Source organism: Pseudomonas sp. FP603 (assembly GCF_030687415.1).
GTDB lineage: Bacteria > Pseudomonadota > Gammaproteobacteria > Pseudomonadales > Pseudomonadaceae > Aquipseudomonas > Aquipseudomonas wuhanensis.
Window position 1 is genome coordinate 955670 of the sequence record NZ_CP117431.1, and the last position, 16891, is coordinate 972560.

17 protein-coding genes are annotated in these 16891 nt (G+C 49.1%); 10 read left to right on the forward strand and 7 right to left on the reverse strand.

Translation table 11 applies throughout. From position 1 onward, the window contains the following. The first annotated feature begins 560 nt into the window (after positions 1-560). From PSH65_RS04505 to PSH65_RS04525, 5 genes are all read left to right on the forward strand, one after another. The gene (locus PSH65_RS04505; RefSeq protein ID WP_305426938.1) at positions 561-767 is read left to right on the forward strand and encodes a DNA-binding protein; all 207 of its coding nucleotides are present in this window, start codon (positions 561-563) and stop codon (positions 765-767) included. Positions 768-1075: 308 nt separating this feature from the next. Then, positions 1076-2032 carry a hypothetical protein gene (locus tag PSH65_RS04510; RefSeq protein WP_305425098.1) on the forward strand — a complete coding sequence of 319 codons (957 nt, stop codon included), beginning with the start codon at positions 1076-1078 and terminating at the stop codon, positions 2030-2032. A 6-nt stretch (positions 2033-2038) separates the two neighbouring features. Next, positions 2039-4054 (forward strand): hypothetical protein, encoded by a 2016-nt coding sequence (locus PSH65_RS04515; RefSeq protein ID WP_305425100.1) that lies wholly within the window; start codon positions 2039-2041, stop codon positions 4052-4054. A gap of 106 nt (positions 4055-4160) precedes the next feature. After that, positions 4161-5387 (forward strand): hypothetical protein, encoded by a 1227-nt coding sequence (locus tag PSH65_RS04520; protein ID WP_305425101.1) that lies wholly within the window; start codon positions 4161-4163, stop codon positions 5385-5387. Positions 5388-5485: 98 nt separating this feature from the next. After that, positions 5486-6034, forward strand: a complete 549-nt coding sequence (locus PSH65_RS04525; protein ID WP_305425103.1) for a 3'-5' exonuclease — start codon at positions 5486-5488, stop codon at positions 6032-6034. Between the two features lie 23 nt (positions 6035-6057). Here the strand turns inward: PSH65_RS04525 and PSH65_RS04530 are convergent, their stop codons facing one another. The 6 genes from PSH65_RS04530 to PSH65_RS04550 all read right to left on the reverse strand — a co-directional run bounded on the left by PSH65_RS04530 (position 6058) and on the right by PSH65_RS04550 (position 11560). Further along, positions 6058-6540: a Mov34/MPN/PAD-1 family protein gene (locus PSH65_RS04530; protein WP_305425104.1), complete on the reverse strand. Its 483-nt coding sequence runs from the start codon at positions 6538-6540 to the stop codon at positions 6058-6060. Then, positions 6537-8321: a ThiF family adenylyltransferase gene (locus PSH65_RS04535; RefSeq protein WP_348529752.1), complete on the reverse strand. Its 1785-nt coding sequence runs from the start codon at positions 8319-8321 to the stop codon at positions 6537-6539. The genes PSH65_RS04530 and PSH65_RS04535 overlap by 4 nt, the downstream gene beginning before the upstream one ends. Then, positions 8305-9558, reverse strand: coding sequence for a nucleotidyltransferase (locus tag PSH65_RS04540; protein WP_305425106.1), 1254 nt, complete (start codon positions 9556-9558; stop codon positions 8305-8307). Before PSH65_RS04540 ends, PSH65_RS04535 begins: the two co-directional genes overlap by 17 nt. Continuing rightward, a complete protein-coding gene (locus PSH65_RS04545; RefSeq protein WP_305425108.1) occupies positions 9558-10724 on the reverse strand; it encodes an SAVED domain-containing protein in 1167 nt (388 codons plus the stop codon). Before PSH65_RS04545 ends, PSH65_RS04540 begins: the two co-directional genes overlap by 1 nt. Before the next feature lie 167 nt (positions 10725-10891). Next, on the reverse strand, positions 10892-11164 hold the full coding sequence (locus PSH65_RS31720) for a hypothetical protein (RefSeq protein WP_370694675.1): 273 nt from the start codon (positions 11162-11164) through the stop codon (positions 10892-10894). Positions 11165-11224: 60 nt separating this feature from the next. Continuing rightward, positions 11225-11560 (reverse strand): YegP family protein, encoded by a 336-nt coding sequence (locus PSH65_RS04550; protein ID WP_305425109.1) that lies wholly within the window; start codon positions 11558-11560, stop codon positions 11225-11227. A gap of 304 nt (positions 11561-11864) precedes the next feature. Between PSH65_RS04550 and PSH65_RS04555 the strand changes: the two genes are divergently transcribed. From PSH65_RS04555 to PSH65_RS04575, 5 genes are all read left to right on the forward strand, one after another. Further along, the gene (locus PSH65_RS04555) at positions 11865-12554 is read left to right on the forward strand and encodes a response regulator transcription factor (RefSeq protein WP_305425110.1); all 690 of its coding nucleotides are present in this window, start codon (positions 11865-11867) and stop codon (positions 12552-12554) included. Positions 12555-12610: 56 nt separating this feature from the next. Then, complete coding sequence (locus PSH65_RS04560; RefSeq protein ID WP_305425111.1) at positions 12611-14611, forward strand: sensor histidine kinase KdpD; 2001 nt, start codon at positions 12611-12613, stop codon at positions 14609-14611. A gap of 483 nt (positions 14612-15094) precedes the next feature. Next, entirely contained in the window at positions 15095-15466 is a 372-nt protein-coding gene (locus PSH65_RS04565; RefSeq protein ID WP_305425112.1) for a hypothetical protein, read from the forward strand. Next, complete coding sequence (locus PSH65_RS04570; protein WP_305425114.1) at positions 15463-15711, forward strand: hypothetical protein; 249 nt, start codon at positions 15463-15465, stop codon at positions 15709-15711. The genes PSH65_RS04565 and PSH65_RS04570 overlap by 4 nt, the downstream gene beginning before the upstream one ends. Before the next feature lie 137 nt (positions 15712-15848). Next, positions 15849-16403: a hypothetical protein gene (locus PSH65_RS04575; protein WP_305425115.1), complete on the forward strand. Its 555-nt coding sequence runs from the start codon at positions 15849-15851 to the stop codon at positions 16401-16403. Between the two features lie 92 nt (positions 16404-16495). On the opposite strand, the gene PSH65_RS04580 is transcribed toward PSH65_RS04575, so the two are convergent. Further along, a complete protein-coding gene (locus PSH65_RS04580) occupies positions 16496-16861 on the reverse strand; it encodes a histone-like nucleoid-structuring protein, MvaT/MvaU family (RefSeq protein WP_305425116.1) in 366 nt (121 codons plus the stop codon). Between the last annotated feature and the right edge of the window lie 30 nt (positions 16862-16891).

Here is a 16891-nt window from a genome sequence, read left to right on the forward strand (position 1 = left end):
TAGGCAGTGCAAGGCGCAAAGAGTTGCGTTGGCTGCGCTGAGCACGTCCTTCGACTACGGATTTTGCAAACTGAAATCGAAGGCCAGGACAGCATTTCGGATACTGGTAGATTTACGGGAGGCAGTTTCAGAGGCTGTTCGCTGCCGTCGGTCGAGCTCGCAAACAACTATCAATACCTCGATGGGAGACTCATTACCTTCAGGGCAGTGAATGCAGATTCGGTGAGGACCGTACTCCCTGCATTGTGCTCTATGCAACAAGTAGTCCTAGCTTAAACATCTGTCGTGCCTAGATTCGAGTGCTCTCCTCCAACAGAGTATAGACAGAAAATAAAATGATCTGAGGGGAGCTGATGTTGAGGTTTTCGCTAGAAGAAAAGCGTGGCGTGTTGGGTCCTAACGTTGCAGATTGTAATTATTGGTACGCGCGATGTATCGCTACGAAAGTTGATTACGCATACGAGATAAGAGTTAAAAGTTTAACTAAGAGGATTGTCTTGATTTTTAACGAAAGAATGAGTAATTATAAAAAAATTAGACAAATTTTAAGGGCGCTTATCATGGACATACCTCGTGAAAAGCTGGAGCTTAGACGTGCTGAGTTTGCAGAGAGTGGCATGACTGTAAGCGCTTGGGCCGATGCGCACGGGTTTTCACGGGTAGACGTGTATGCAGTGTTAAGCGGACGCTCAAGGTGCCTTAGAGGTAAGGCACATGCAATTGCTGTAGCACTCGGGTTGAGGAACCCACCCAAGAGCAAGCCCTGACGCATTTGCTCGGCGGCAATCAGAGAATCTGAAGAAGGTCAAAAAATGAAGACAAAATAAGCTGAAGGGTATTCAAGAAAACAGAAAGCCCGAGGGTGGGACCTCGGGCTTCCGTGGAGCTATCAGATTGCGTCCTGATAACTCCATTCTGTGTCTCTGAGCGGCGGACGTCAAGTCCGGCGGTATACCCATTCGTCCATGAAATTGTTCGGCCTGAAAACCCACGGGTGATCAGGCGGAAAGAAGGTGCTGTGCACGAAAAAAAGTGCGGGCGGGATGTGCATCGTGGGTATTCGAGGCATAACGAGATGAAAGCCAACTTAAATAATCTATTGAAGATATATGCCCGTCAAAAAACAAGGATGTTTGGGGCCGATTATACTCCCGCCATACAGGCTACGAAATTCGAGGCTCCCCGTATTTCCTGGGCAACAATAATGAGAAGTGAGCGGCTAGGTCGATCGCTGCATCTTCTATCCTCTGCCGAGAAACAGGCCGCGCTGTTAGCTCTCTATAACCCTTCTGTTTTTGATCTACATGAGCAAAAAATGCTGTGGGCGACACCCTCGGAGCACCCCTTGTATGGTCATCACGCAAGCGCTGGAATGCTGCTTAAAAGTTTTGAGGGAACATTGAAAGTGTGCGAACGAATGGGCGATGTGAAATGGCATCATGGGTTTTATTTGCCTAAGAGTGAAGGCGGGGAAAGGATGGCGTTTCCATATATAGGCGATCTTTTGCTTTTCTGTATGGGGGACGAAAATTATCCATACTGTGTCAATTGGACAGTGAAAAAATATCGTGAAGACTTTTCAGAAAAGGACTACGGAAAGGTGAAAGGCCCTTTGAAGAAGCAAAGGGATATACTTGCTGCTGAATTTAGGCACGAATTAGAAGAGCGCTATTACAGCGGTGCAGGAATACGAACAGTAAGGTTCGTGCCGGACGACATCGATGTGCAGGTACTAGTTAACTTGGATTTGTTGTTTTCATGGCACCACAGGTCGATACCTCTTGAAAAGAATTTAGTTGCGGACCTGATAGAAGACCTGAATTTTGGTGTTGTTAAGGGTGATACTCCTTTTTCTATAATTAATCGATATCTAATGTATGCCAATAGGGAGCATTTATTGCGTGTGTTTTACAATGCGGTCTGGACACGCCAGTTGAGAGTTAGCCTCTTTGATCCGGTACTTGTTGATAAGCCTATGAGAGAGGAGAAGCGGGATGTCATGAGTGTTTATCAGTATCTGTTTGCCGAGTAAAAAAATATGAACGTTGGAGTGCAGTTGATAAGTGAGCGTGGGTATAACGGACTTCTGGCTGGTGAAACTTACTATTTTTTATCAAATGATCAGGAGCAAATGCGCGTAAATTTAGTGTTCTTTTCATTAGGAAAGGACCCGAAATCAATTTTGCTCTCGATGAACGCCTTGGATTTTGAGAATGGGCTTTTGAGTGGGCGTATAGTTTGTGCTGAAAAACAATGGAGCCTCCCTCCATGGCTTCGTGATTATGAAGGAACAAATTTTTACCAACTCGAGCGGCAACGAAAGTCCAAAGTTATTTCATACACAGATAGAGTTGTTCATCGGTTTATGTACATATCTGGTGCGTTAGAATCATTTGAAGGAAATTTAGGTGATCCTGGTTTGGATTCAAGGCTCAATAAATATGCAAGGGAATTAAGTCCCTCTCAGCATGCAAAACGAATTAGGCTTTGGTTTTATACGTATATATTATTTGGCAGAAATATTTGGTCGTTGATGCCGAAATTCTCAAGCATAGGTCATTGGGACCGGCAGGAGGTTTCCAAAATGAAAAAGCTCGGTAGAAAACCATTGCATGAAGGAGGGCAAGAATACGGAGTGACAAAAGAAATGTTGGATATGATTACTGAGGGGTATGCTCTGTATAGTAAGCAATTAAATGGTATGGAGAAAATATATGGAAGGGTAGTGTGTAACGTGTTTGGCTGTGAATCAATTGTGGTGTCAAGGGGGGAGTTTAAATATATTCAGAAGGAGGGTAAACCTTTTCCAAGTCTTCCGCAGTTTAGATATCATGTCACCAAGAGCTTTTCTCAGAAGTCTCGGCAAATACTGAGTTTTGGGGAGGAGGCAGTACGAACAAAGATCAGTGGGAGTGTAGGTAAGTTCTCAGAAAGGCTATCTAGCCTTTTGCAACGGGTTGAATTAGACGCTTATTACAGCAAGGCGCGACCTGTTGGGCTTATAGAAGGAAACGTTATGGATCCTCTCTGTGTTGTTAGAGCGGTCTGCAGTGTGTCCGGCTATCTCGTTGGTATAGGGTTCTCCTTCGACAAGGAAGATATGAGTGGGTACCTAATGGCGTTGTTTTCGATGGCAATCAAGAAGTCAGAGTTTTTTAGGCTTTTTGGAATGAGTGATTTAGACGATGACGATTGGCAAAGCACTGGGTTGTCCACAAATATCATAGTTGATCGAGGTCCTGGCGCTGCTAAAGATCTATTCGATGACTGCAAATGGATCAACTCGCGAGATCTCCCTCCCTCATACTCCGGCCAATCCAAGGCTTCGATCGAGTCTTCTCATCCTCGAGTTAAATCTATAGAAGGACGGCCAAAATACAGGCAGAGTAATTTGAATGTCGTTCAGATGGCAAAGAACGAGATAAAAGACTTAGTAGAGAGTAATTGGACCTCTGATGCCACTGCTAGATGTACTCCAGAGATGATAAACCATGGGGTAAGCACTACTCCTGCCGGTATCTATGGTTTTTTGGATTCGCGAGCGCGTACGGACGCTTACCCAATGAGTTTTGAGGAGGCAGTGAGGAATTTTCTGAAACCAATTAAAGTTTCTTTGCGGCAAGATGCAGTTTACTTCCATCATCGACGATTTAACTCGGTAGAGCTTCAGCAGACAGGGATATTTGATGGCGTTGGGAAGAGCGACGGTGTTGAGGTGGACGCATATCTTTTAGAGATGTGTGTCCGGCATTTATGGGTCGAAATAAATGGCCGATTGTATGAGCTTGATGCTCTCTTGCCGATCCGCGATGATACCAGTCAATTGTATGTTTCATTGGCTGATCTGTGTGCTGAGGAGCATGTTTTGAAAGTAACTCATTCAAAGCTAAGGCAGAGCAAGCCGGCAGTCGCCAGTTATTACGATCAAAAATTTGAGGCGGCGACGGGGAAAGCATCCGGTGCCGTAAAGCTTCAGGAGGGTGTTCCTTCCAAAGGCGATGGATATAAGCGAGAGGTTGCTGATTTAAAACGGAATTTGAGCGGGAAGTCTTAGGATGGGGAGCACCCGACTAATTGACAGGTTTTCACCATATACAAGCTTACGTGATATTCGCGAAGCCAGTATTGTTAAACCTGATCCAGTTTGTGGTCTTGAGACTATGTCCGCCAACATGGCTTCGGCTTCACTTGTGGATACATTGAGAGCTATCTATATTCCCAGTGAGTCTGCATGCGGTTTAATCGGTGAGCTGCTTGAAATAGCATTGCGTCATTCTACGGGCTCATATCCAAGTAATGATGCCTATCTTCGGGGAATCTATTCAGGGGAGTATTCTGACGTGTTTCCCTTGTGCCTGTCTGGAGTGGCAGGAGTAGGTAAAAGCCAACTGATTAAAGCTCTTCGGCGTTTAATGCCAGTGGATGGATCTTTCGACCCGGGACCCGGCGTTTCGGATATGGCGTTTACCTCCATGTGGGAGATTAATGTAAAAGATAAGAAAGGCATTATTCCGATGCTGACCAAATTCCTGCCACCGGAAAAACAAGGTGAAAACAGAAGAAAAACAGTTGATCAGGTGATGGCATACTGTAGAAAAAAAGCATTTCGAGAAGGTGTTTCACTGCTTGTTGCTGATGAATTTCAATTTTATACAAGTGGAGACGCGAGCGCTAAATTGGCTGAGGCATTACTGAACCTGTCAACTTTGGGTGTGCCTATGCTGTATGTGGCTAATTATAGTATGCTTCAAAAGCTACTAGGACGCCCCCAGCAGGATCGACAACGCTTAATGGTGAATCCAAGACTCTTGTTGCCAGACTTATTGGGTGATGATAGCTGGCGCGAGTATGTTGAGGAGTGCGTTAGGGTGTCCAGTGGGGCAATTAATATTGAAATAGATGCTTTCTGCGAAACTCTTCATGTGTATACCGCGGGCATCAAGCGTCTGTGTATTTTGCTTCTGGGGATCGCTTACAAGCACTCTCGAGCTAGAGGGGCGGTTCATATTGGTTTGCATGATCTAAAGTCTGCTTACCAGTCAACTGAATATGCGGTAAATAAGGTGGATGTGGAAATCATCTGTCGTCAAAACATTACAGGGAAAAGTGGAAGGGCTGACTTATGGTGTCCGCTGGCGCTTCCACAATCCACAGCCCTAGCGTTTACAGCTTCCTCTGAGAAAAAGCGAGACGAGGTCGTGTCTGAACAGTTGGTTAGATCTTCACTCACTCTCAAAGAGAAAAATGCAGTAAAAGCATTGGAAGGCAGTCACGTAAAAAAATCTGTAAATAGTGGCGACGTGATAAAGTTAAGAGAGCCACGCAAGGCGCCCACCGTGGAAAGTCTCACTGCATCGCTTCAGCGGTTAATAGAGCGTGATAAGTAGCTACAGGCCTCCTTATCCAGCTAAGATTCGCAAGGAGCGAGGGGGCAACCAGGCGGCCATAACGAATGGTCAGTAGGCTTTAATGAAAGGGATACGGCATGACCAATGATGAGCTTTATGTTTCCGTCGACGTCGAAACTTCCGGGCCTATACCTGGTGAATACAGTCTGCTTTCCATCGGGGCTTGCCTTGTAGCCCAACCTGCAACGTCCATTTATCTCGAACTCCAACCTGACAGTCCGAAACATGACCCAGAAGCACTTGCTGTATCCGGGCTGACTCTGGAAAAGCTGGAGCGCGAGGGCCTAGCGCCACGAGAAGCAATGCACAAGTTTGATCAATGGCTGAAATCGTCTTGTACCACGGGGCAGAAAGTTGTTTTCGTGGGGCTCAACGCACCGTTTGACTGGTCATTTGTTAATTTCTACTTCCACAAGTATTTGGAAACCAACCCTTTTGGCTTCACCGCGATCGACATGAAGGCCTATTTCATGGGCGCTTACGGTTGCACCTGGAAAGAAACAAAGTCCTCTCAGATGACTGTCACGCTAAAGCCGCGTAGCGCTCCGAGCCACAATGCATTGGATGACGCGCGCTTTCAGGCAGAACTCTTTGCGCTAATGTTGGCAGAGCGAGGCAAGCGCTGACCCGTCTATTTTTCATGCAGCGTTTACCTGAGCCAGGTTGCCTCGACATACTTGCCGTCCCGAAATGACCAAGCCTTGATACCTTCTGGCTTTTCGGACTTGCCGACGATAATGGCGATTGGGTGCGGCAAGTCTTGCGTGTAGCGGGCAGCAAATCTGGAGAAGCTGGCTACATCAGCAGGAGAAATTACTGGAACCGATTGGGGATGCGTATGCCAGTACCCCACCAGCCTTAATCCTTTTTCATTGGCATCTTGAATTTCTTGCCGGCAACGTCCCGCATCCAACTCTAGCCAATACCAGCCTGACCGATCGGACCGATGGGGTGGCGTCGCCAAGGCCAGCAACAAGCCAGCCGGGTTAACAGGATCGACGAATAACTGTCCCCCTCTCTCCACGCTCAAAAGACCTTGGCGGTGTCTATCCAAAATGTCGGCTACGGTTTGCGACACCAAGAGTTCAGAGTTGACTCCTGGCCATCTCCAGCGCCAAGCGATATCCGTCACGCCATTACTTCCTTGTGTTCTGGCCATCCACGTTCCAGCAGGATTTGTTGTGCCCCATCAGGCAGCTCAGGACCGTGGTATTCACCCCCTAGGATTGGCACGTCATTAGGCCTGTAGATACTGCTGACCCAAGTTGCATTTTCAATATTTCCGGTCAGCGAACGCAGAGCTGTGTGCGCGACCATCGATGCGATGTTCGTCATCCCCAGAGATCCGCCTGGAATGAAGCTCTCCCCGCAGGCGGGAAGTGGAACGACACCTCCTCCCGGCCATTCGGTGAACTTATGCTTAAAATCGCCGCTGTCCGTGAATAAATGCGTGCCATCAAAGGCACCCTTTGGCGCGAAAAGCGCGTGCCCCACCTGAGTGTGTGGTTCGCTCCAGGCTTGTATCAGCCCCCAGGAGGCGCCGCTGGACTTGGCTCGCCAAACCGTAACTTCTGATTGCCAGTCGGCTGTCGTAATCACGACAAGATCCGCAGAATCGAATACTTCTGGTTTGCTGCTCATCACAACTTCAGCGAACGTCGGATAAGCAGTGCATTCTGTAGTCGGAAGATCTCTAAGAATTTTGTCCCGCAAAGCTGTTGCCTTCAGGCTTCCTAGGCTATCCGCTCCTAGGGCGTGTCGACCAAGGTTGGCTGATACCAAGGTGTCGGGATCGATGAGGGCAAGATGGCCGACCCCGGATCGCGCCAACTGCATTGCCACCGCACTGCCTAATGAGCCAACGCCGACACAAACTACCCGAGCATTCTCAAGGTGCTTTGCAGTGCCGCTTACATCGCGGGACAAAATAGATGCCCGATCAAGCACGTCCAAGGCGGTTGTCAGGACAAGCGCCGGGGCATGTGCGCCTGCCATCGCTGGACGGCGGCGCGCAGTGCGCAATCCAAACCTTGCCCCTCGCTCTGCCTGTACGCCATAGGAGCGAACATTGAGGCAATAGATCGGAGCGTCTATACCCCCGGGAAGCTCCATGACGATCCATCGACTAGCCAGTGTTCCGTGCAGGTCAAACCATGCCAGCAGTTGCTTGGCATCATCTGGCTGAAGGTGAGGCGTAAGCCAGGGCAACAACTCCTCTGGATCAGGAGTACGAATATCCGGATAACTTTGAAGCTTGACGTAAAACCCCGGAGTTTCGGCCGCGCGAATTACAGTGGAGCGTCCGACTGCCCGTCTGTAATGTTCTTTCAATGCTGCTGCGTTCGAGGCCATCCAAACCGTTTCCTGGCCGGATGGCAAAGCCCGCCGCGGATCGCTGAGAGCAAACAATTCCGAGGCAGCTCTAGGTCGATCCAAAAGTAAGAGGTTTTGGAATGAATTGCCGTGCTGAAGAGACCAGTAAGTAGTGATTTCATTTTGGAATTCGATATCGCGCTTCGCTTGGCTTGATCCCATCTCAGATAAAGAAACTATCTTGGCCAAACGAGCAAGGCTGTCCTCTACTATGACTTCTGGGGCGCCCATGATGGGGCGCTCCTGAAAGCCGTGAAGGCAAAGTCCAGACTTCGTGGCATGCGGCCAGACCAACCATGGTGATGGTTCGACATTGAGCCGCAAAGGACCGCGGGGGAAATTGGAGGGAAACCCAATACGCAACCGCCGCTCTCGCCCCGTGTAATCGATCGGTAGAGGAAAGTGAAAGGACGCAGCTTCATCAGCCCGCATTGGTGCGGGCTGAAGCAGTGCATCAGCAGCATCCTGACCTAAGACATTTCGCAGCGCGGAGATTCCGCGCTGTAATGGCGTTTTAATTGGATCAGCCAAGGCGTCCAACTGGCTTTACGCTCGACTGAGGGTTTCCACCACCGCTGGCTCCGCCGAAAAGCGCGCCCATCGAAGCGGCGTTTCGCGTAGTGCCATCCGGTCGACCGGGCATCGTCCAGTTGGCTGGGATCTCATTGTTCACTGCCGTGATGAACGCCGGTGCCATACCGAAGTTCTCTTTCACTGCCTTGGCAAAGGAGTCCGTGGACTCGAAGCTCTCCAAGCCTAAAGACACCGATGCACTGGCGTCAGCGTGCCACTTGGCGAATGCCTGGCGGTAGCCTTGGCCCTCGCCAGGCCTGTTCCACTTCTCTGCAAAATTCTCCCCGGTGTCAGCGGGGTTGCAAACAAAGCAGTCAGTGCCTCTTTTAGCAATATGCTCCGGCATCCTGCGGACAATCTCCAGAATCGCATCTAGCGGCGGCAGCGGTTTCGACTTGGATTCTTTCACGACATCTAGGTAGGCATGGGTCGCTAGGGTCGTGATAACCGCCGATATGGGGCGGGTATCCGCGCTCTTGGTTTTGATTGCCCATTCGTCACGATGTCGTTTTAGAAGCTTGATGGTCGCGCGCAGCGGATCCTGATCGATATAGTCCTCGTATTGCGGAAGCGGAGCCTGTGTCGCCTCATCAAGCATCCGCTGACTTTTGGCAATGACGAGGCTCTCCTCCAGAGAAATTACCTGGGCAGAGGCAACCTGTAACCAATTCGAGTAGGGAATAGGACTACTTGCTTTCCAACCTGTGACCCGATCCGGCACTTCGAGCTTCCCCTCGCCGTTTCCTTTGCCATTTCCGAGAATCGCTCGGGCAGGCGTGACATCGATATGGAAGCCGGGATTTTCATCAGAGTAAACGATCCGAATGCCGCGACGGAGTTGCTTAATCTCTTCCTGAACGCGAGAACCTTTCCTGAACCGTTCTTCAATCGCGTCGAGAATCTCTTTTGCACTGGCGCCTTGAGCATGAGGCAGCCAGATGATTGCGTCCGCATCAATGGTGTCAAGATCCGCAGGCGCGCCTGGAATTGGCTTGATGGTTGTCTTCAGGCGCATAGAGCCCTGAACGAAAATATGGGCCTCAGCAAGCAGTGGATTGTCGGAAGCCGAAAGGATTTTTTCCAGCTGTGAGTAGCGATCGTTGATCTTTTCGTACTGCGCTTCCGACAGTGAGATATCCCGCGCGGCGCGAAGCAGAAAATACTCCCAGCTGTTGCGCTTGGTCTGTTCGTTGCTCAAAAGCATTACTTGGCCTCCCGGGCCTCGAGGCCCAAATGCAGTGTTTGCGTAAACCGATTTTGGTTTTCTCTGTCCCGATCAAAAATCAGGTATTGATGCTGATGCTGTGTGGTCAGCAATGCGCCAAACTCGATGGCCAATGCTGCAGGGATTGCCGAAAAGACGTGGATAGGGTTCGGAGTCATAGCTTCAAGTTGACTCAGTCGAATCTGAAGCGCATCGCGAAAGGCATGAATCACCCGGCGGTTCTGAACCATCGAGTAGCTTGGTTCTGGAATCGTCAGCTCCGCGATACGCGCACCTGGTAGAACATCGGTCACGTCGCGAATTGGAATTTGCGCAGAAATGGAAAGCACCAGCGCCAGTGGACCATCGCCGTCCGACGGTGGAGTAAACAAAAACTCGGGGGGCTCAGCGGATTGATCGGGCCAGCGCAGAAGATGCTCTCGGCTAAAAGAGAAGGTCAAACGCTTGGAGCGGTCGCCGATAGTCTGCCCCAACAGCATCAGCGCAGGAATATCGGCTAAGCCCACTACCGCCAGTGCAGGCGCGTCGCCATAGGTGCCACCACGACGAGTGATTTGCTGCTCCAACCGATGCTGGATGCTGTCCGTGATGTTCTGCCAATAGGTCGCATCTCTACCTCGTGGTCCGGGCGCAGGGAAAGTGATCTTGATGCCATGGTCGAATGCGGTTAATCCCTCAGCAGACATAGCGGTCAATAGATCGCGAACGGGAATGTCGTTGATCGTCTGGAAATGCTGGCTTTGTACGATTAAGGGAATGGCTCTGCCGCCATCGGGGGTCGTTGCGGCGAGTCGGATGCGTTCTAGGTACGCTTGGTGCAAACCGCTCAAATCTTTTTCAGGGTAGCCATCTGCGTCACGATCAATTTTGTCGTGACAGCCTGGGCACAGAAGCATCAGGTTGGCGGTATCGTTCGTATGCGCCTCAGCATCGTGATCCGTGCGTCCACGGGGGCCTCTCGGACTGGCTGGCAGAATATGAGCCACCTCGCCCCATTTCATCGGATTGCCAGCACGATAGTCGAAGGTAAGATCTGTGCCGCAAAGTTCGCAGTGGCCGGCAGTCTGGATCCATACGATCCGCTTCGTTTCATCGTTAGTGTTGAAACGCCCATTCGCAGGCTTAGATTCTTCTTTTTCTGCCATTCGACCTTTCCCCAGAGAATCCATGTTTAAAACTGATAGTGGCCAGATATAATCATATTGAGATCATTTTGTGCGATTTCAAGAAGGGCACATTAGGGTCTAAATTTGGGCCCTTTTTTTGGCCGCCTTTGTCGGCGGCCGCGTCAATATTAGGCGCTAGGTGCGAGCTATCGAGAGGGCGGATTTTTTGCGATCCAGGCATTTGTACCAGCCATAGCGTTTGAATAATGATGGTTCCTCGTGAGTTCAGAAACCCAAATTCTGTCATCGCTATCTACAAACTTTTTAAGATGGTCATGCAATTCCTTAGCCGTATTATTAACCGCTATCAGCCAGAAGGATTCTTGCGTCCGATGTCCGCCAAGACGTGTCAGCTCATCTAATAGCAGCTGATAGTTTTTGTTTCTAACGAGATCATACGACACGGTATAGCTTGTCATTCTTACCTCCAAGCAAGAACATTGTGGCCTATCGCAGTGAACGGGCTGCTATCGAGCGCTTTAGGTGAGGTCGACAATCGGAGCATTTTTCCCGTATGTTTTTACTGCGGCGATGCCCTGGTCTCGAGCGTAAGTCGAACTGTAGGTCTGACTAGTGCCAATTATCTGATTGTTCGCTGCGCGCAATACAAAGTACGGGCGCTGGTTTTGTGCGGTTCGTTTTTCGTAGTACTGGTCGAAGGGCGAGTGAGTTTTGCATGAGGCAATCCCGTTCTCGCAGCCTGATTTTTGAAGGTAGCCCTCGCTAGCGAGAATGATCTCGTTATTAGGCGCCCTCAGACGGAAGTAATACTGCTGATTCTGAGTAGAGCGGAAGATCTCGTAACGTTCGGTCATGGTGAAACCTCTCTTTTGGCCTCAACGCGTTGAGGCTATGTATAGATTGATCCAACGCTTTAGCGACGCATTGGTCTCGGCCGGCTTGATGGCTTGAACTCAAGGCTACGCAACGAGTCGTTAGGGTTGAAGCTCGCAACAATTGGATCCAGACACTCGCGTTAGCATGTGTAGCGGATTTCCAGATTTTTGTGAGCAAACGCAAGATTCCAACCTCTAACGTGAGCAAACACTCACGAAGGCAGAGAGCCGTAGGGGGGGCATAACTGGTACCCTTCCCCAATATGCGCACGAGGTAAAAAGCATGAGAAAGATCGCCATCATTGAAGACTCTGTTGACACGAACAACGCGTTGGCTGGCTTCTGCAGAAGCATCGGGAAGGACATTGTTGTAGAGCAGTTCTATGATAGAGAAAGCGCCGAAAAAGCTATTGTTGAGTCAAGCTATAGTTTGATTGTATTAGATATTGAGTTGTCGCCCGAAAGAAATGCTGGAGTCGGCATACTTCGTACAAACATCATTAATCACAAAACTCCCGTAATGGTAGTGTCAGGGCTTGATCCATCTCTTTATCGAGGGGTAATGCGTCAGTTGGACGTATGGGATTACATGGAAAAGCCGATTCCACCTGATGGACAAGAGTTCATCGAGATGGTGCTTCAAGTATTGCGGAATAACGGCGCCCCAAATACGGAAGATAAGGAAGCACTAATAACCTACGATCATTCGACTGGGAAAATGCGATTCAAAGATAAGCCTTTGAATATTCCGCAAACGGCCAAAAGCATCCTGTGGCGAATTTATGACCGTAGAGGATCCTACGTACCATACGCCGGATTTTATGAGCTCGTAAAATCCGGAAGAAATCCAGAAGCGATTCGCCAGCACGTCAAGATTATACGAGACGCTCTGGAAGAAGTAGGTGAGTCGCCAGAACATGTTGTTGTGATTAGGATGAAAGGTGTTCAGTGGCAAGACTTGGTCAATCCCTAATTAATCTCAAAGCTAATCTGCGAAAAGCTAAGGCTCGTATACTCATAGTTGGGATTATGAGTCTTATGGTTTTAGTTTTGTTCGTTGGTACGATAGCTGTCCTTAGATATAGCTATGTGCCGGTGGCCCGGCAGTACCAAGGCACAGTCCAAAGAACACTGCAGCGTGTTGCAGCTGAATTTGAGAGTTTAGATGGGAAAATAGCGTTCGCTAATGTTAATGAGCAGATTTCTGATGGCTATGGAATTCCTTTAGCTAAACTGCCGCTAGAGTTTTTTAATGTCATTCCAGGGCATATAGAGGAAATTAAACCTCTCCGCGCTTGCAGTTTTTCGACTGTGGCAGTTCCAGATAATCAGCTATGCGCTGGCGTTTTGGAAAACCGAGCTTATGGAACGCTTGTCTACTTGCGCGGAAAATTCCAGATCAACGGTACTCTGACGTCGCCAATTTATGCAAAGTCCCCGTTCACTGCGCACCACTTCAGTATCGCGATTACGGCGAAAGGCAATACAAGCTACTTTTTAGCTACCTTCGATCCAGTTCGTCGCGCTAACGTCCCAGAGAAAGGAATTTTTTCTCCTGCATGGAGCATCGCGGGGTTTAAAACCCAAGTAGAGGGGGCCGGACGCTTTACTCGTGAGCCTGATATTAAAGGGCGCGTATTAGCCCATGGGGCCTCATTGACGGAGGCAGGTGCTTACGAGTTCATACTGCAAGTACCACTATATGCCTATAGTGAAGGCGCGAATGTCACCAGCAGCACATGGCCTCCCGAGGACATATCGAAAGCGCGCGTGATCTTGAAGCTAGTTGGCCCAGACGGTGATGGCCCTGGGCAAGTACTTATGGACGGTTCGACAATGAACCCAAAGGCCATATTTTCTTTTGAGTCGATGGGGCAATACCTCGCGCCAGGGGAAAGCCTTAAATTTTTCCCTCCAGGTCACGATTTACCAGTCGAGGTATTCGCAAATGGCAGTAGCAGCGTACGAGATGGAAATCGGTCGGCACTAAGCAAGTTGGCAAGCATAATAGTAGAGTTGGTCACTCCCGCCGTCTCAACTCAGAAAGCTATACAGCTTTCAAATGGGGGTAAAATTGAATTGCAAGGAAATCCTGCGTTGGTGCTTGGTGGTTGGAGTGCAGCAGCGAAAGCAATTATAGCATTTGCCTTTATTTTTGGCGTGATCCTTGTACTCAGCGGCTTTGCAATTTACTACTTTGTCGTGGCCCCACTCAATCACGTACGACGTAACACTATCTATATGCGTGGGCGTTATTCGGATGCTGAAGATTTCAAGTTGCCCCATACCATCTCCAATCGTCATGATGAAATTGGCGTGTTGTGGGTTAGCATTGAGGACTTGCACAGATCAATCACCACCTATGGGCGGGAAGCATTGGAGCATGCGAAGAAAGAGAGTGACCTTCTTCGCGCCATAGGGCATGAGATTAAATCTCCCCTACAAGACCTTTTGCTACGGCACAACAACGTTGACGATCCAAGCGCGAAAAGTTTGAAGCGAATTTCCTATGCGCTAAAAACATTGTCTAATACGTACTCTGGTCAGAGCTCGGAAAAAGTTGTGGGGCCTAAAGAAGCCATTAGTTCATCACGCGGAAATATTACCAAGGAAGACGTTTCCGAATACTTGGAGAATGCTGCTGAGTCCAGCGATGGAATCATTACGTTCAACAAGTCCCCAAGCGTGCTGTACGTCAGCGCCGATGGCGACATGTTGGAAGCTTCGCTGATGGCAGTATTAAATAACGCGAAAGAATTTCGAAAAGCGGATACGAATATCGTTTTACAGATTTTCTCTGACTCCAATTGGGTCTTAATACACATCAGCAACCAAGGTCCACACATCCCTTTTTATCCTATTGAAGAAGTGTTCGAATATGGCGTGAGCAGTCGGGATGTAGCAGGAGACCATCAGGGCTTAGGTCTATTTATCGCAAAACAGTACATCACAAAGATGGGGGGGGATATTGCTGTTAAGAACGTCAAGGATGGTGTGCGGTTCGAAATTAAACTAGCCAGAGCGCATTAATGCTTTCATCTAGAGGCTGAGGTGTCCCGAGGCAGCGATTCAGTCAGGAGATGATTGCCCCTACGTGGCGTTTGAAGCAGGAACAGCATAGGTCAGGTGCCTGGCAGGAAACGTTCAGGATTTCTGTCAAGTAGGAGGATTTTGCAGACAATGTTTATCCAGCATTGTCTCTCTTATCGAACAGAAGTTTTGGGCCGAGCTCAAGCCCTTGGGAGAGTCAGCAACCGGTTCAAGTGGACGCTCGGTGGGTCAGCGCAGGTACACTTAAGCTTCTTTTCTTTACAAGCCGTTGAGTGGTGGTTTTCGGGGAGCCGCCTTTTGTGCTGTGGCCAGGCTACAGGATGCTTGTACCACCTAAAGCGGTGAGTCGTTGCCATTGCGGTAGTGCCAGAAAAACCACAGAATTGAACACAGTTGGATTTGTGGGACTGTCGAAGCGATGCCGTATAGCCAACCATGACAAGAAGCAAAAATGGAGTTTTTATGCACTGGGGAACCTGGCTGATAGCGCCTAAAACGAGGGCTTCAATCAATTTGGTGCTGACCATTTTGATCGGATTAATATCGAGCATATTGGCCACCCAAATAATGCCTCAGGGGCAGTTGAATTGGAAACTTCTTCATACAGCATCCGCATTTTGGGCTTTAATCGTAGCAGCAGCAGTGCTCCTTAAGTTTCAGTGGTATTGCATTGGTTTCGATGAAGATGTAACAAAATTTGGTGATTCCGCACATTGCATAGCTTACATTCGGAAGGCTCAACTGGAAGGAGCCGCACGGCATATCCGTAAAAATCCAGAACAGGCAATGCTGATGGATGCAAAAGACCTCCTTAAGAAAATGGGGATCAAATGAAAGTACTTGTCTCGAAAAAATTCCAAGATAAGGCAGAGCGACCAGAAACCCTCATTCGCTTTTCCTTCGAAAAAATGGTTTCAACATTGGAACGCCTAAGCCCAAGCGGTTTAGAAAGAAGTGGGAGTGTGCAACGTGTACGCGGTGTGAGCGAAGAGATATATGTAACGAGGGTCGATAACTTCCGTGTTTTTTTCACGCGTCAAAACGACAAACTTGTGCTGCTAGATGCTGAGCTGGTTTAGTTGTCGACGACGAATTACAAGGCCCGTTGTAGAATCTCTTTATGGGTTAAGGCTCGAAAAATTGTCATTTAGTTGGAGCGGGCTTTGAAAAAGTGGAGATTTATTTCCCATGAGTTGGCGTATGTACCGTGTGGTGGATGTGGCTCCTGATACTTGGTATTCCCACTCTATGGCTTATGGTCGGGGTGTTTGTCCACTTCGGTGTTCTTGATAAAGACAGTCCAGGCTGGGTGCAGGCAATTGGCTCGATTGCTGCCATCTTCGTGGCGGTATTGATCACGCACAGACAGGGTGAGCAGCAGACTATGGAGCGTCGCAATAAGGACCGAGTTGTATCCAACCTAATTGTTGGGGTCGCTACGCGCGCGGCGGCAGTTGCAAGCTTATTGTTCCATAGTTTCAATGATTTGCAGCTGCAAGTGCAGGAGACAAATGAGGAAATCCTTACCACTGTCGAGTCGCAGGTGCTTGCACTGCGGGGAATTAACCCTATGGATCTTCCGAGACCAGAGATGGTCGAGCCATTCCTCAGAATTAGAGCGATCATGGAGCAGAGCTATGTGATGGCCGGCTTGCTGGCGAAGGGGCGAGACGGCTACGTCGACCGGCTTCGCTGTGCAACTGTCTTTGCGCACAACTCCCAGGCTGCTCGTATAGCTGCAGAGGAGTTGCAACAAGCGGCTCTAGACTGAGCGGGAGTGCCGCTATCCGGAAAGCTAAATCAGATCAAGTAAGAGTTACATAAAAAAGGCCCCTAAGTGGGCCTTTTCTAATTAGAGAGAAGTTACTTGGAGAGCCAGGACTCGACGGTGGCTGAGTCGTATTTTGCTTTCCACTCCTTCAATGTTTTGTGATTGCCGCCCTTGGTTTCAACGACTTCACCAGTGTGAGGGTTCTTATAGACCTTCACCTGCCGAGGTTTACGAGTGCCGATTTTGGATTGCGCAGCAGGCGCGCGACGAACTGCGTGCGGATCAAGCAGGGTGATCACATTTTGCAAGCTATAACCGTACTCTGCGAGCAAGGCGCGCAGCTTCGACTCGAATTCAATTTCCTTCTTGAGACCAGCATCACCCTTCAGCGCTTCGAGAGCTTGGAGTTGCTCTGCGAGGTGTTTTTCAAGCTGGCGGAACTCTGCGAGTTTAGACATGACGAATCTCTTTCCAATAGATGCCTAACA

Bases quoted from the DNA above. Each gene is read 5' to 3' on its own strand.
- PSH65_RS04520 (WP_305425101.1), top strand. From the start codon at position 4,161: ATGTCCGCCAACATGGCTTCGGCTTCACTTGTGGATACATTGAGAGCT.
- PSH65_RS04515 (WP_305425100.1), top strand. From the start codon at position 2,039: ATGAACGTTGGAGTGCAGTTGATAAGTGAGCGTGGGTATAACGGACTT.
- PSH65_RS04545 (WP_305425108.1), bottom strand. From the start codon at position 10,724: ATGGCAGAAAAAGAAGAATCTAAGCCTGCGAATGGGCGTTTCAACACT.
- PSH65_RS04575 (WP_305425115.1), top strand. From the start codon at position 15,849: ATGTGGCTCCTGATACTTGGTATTCCCACTCTATGGCTTATGGTCGGG.
- PSH65_RS04510 (WP_305425098.1), top strand. From the start codon at position 1,076: ATGAAAGCCAACTTAAATAATCTATTGAAGATATATGCCCGTCAAAAA.
- PSH65_RS04555 (WP_305425110.1), top strand. From the start codon at position 11,865: ATGAGAAAGATCGCCATCATTGAAGACTCTGTTGACACGAACAACGCG.
- PSH65_RS04570 (WP_305425114.1), top strand. From the start codon at position 15,463: ATGAAAGTACTTGTCTCGAAAAAATTCCAAGATAAGGCAGAGCGACCA.
- PSH65_RS04565 (WP_305425112.1), top strand. From the start codon at position 15,095: ATGCACTGGGGAACCTGGCTGATAGCGCCTAAAACGAGGGCTTCAATC.
- PSH65_RS04550 (WP_305425109.1), bottom strand. From the start codon at position 11,560: ATGACCGAACGTTACGAGATCTTCCGCTCTACTCAGAATCAGCAGTAT.
- PSH65_RS04505 (WP_305426938.1), top strand. From the start codon at position 561: ATGGACATACCTCGTGAAAAGCTGGAGCTTAGACGTGCTGAGTTTGCA.
- PSH65_RS31720 (WP_370694675.1), bottom strand. From the start codon at position 11,164: ATGACAAGCTATACCGTGTCGTATGATCTCGTTAGAAACAAAAACTAT.
- PSH65_RS04580 (WP_305425116.1), bottom strand. From the start codon at position 16,861: ATGTCTAAACTCGCAGAGTTCCGCCAGCTTGAAAAACACCTCGCAGAG.
- PSH65_RS04560 (WP_305425111.1), top strand. From the start codon at position 12,611: ATGAGTCTTATGGTTTTAGTTTTGTTCGTTGGTACGATAGCTGTCCTT.
- PSH65_RS04525 (WP_305425103.1), top strand. From the start codon at position 5,486: ATGACCAATGATGAGCTTTATGTTTCCGTCGACGTCGAAACTTCCGGG.
- PSH65_RS04540 (WP_305425106.1), bottom strand. From the start codon at position 9,558: ATGCTTTTGAGCAACGAACAGACCAAGCGCAACAGCTGGGAGTATTTT.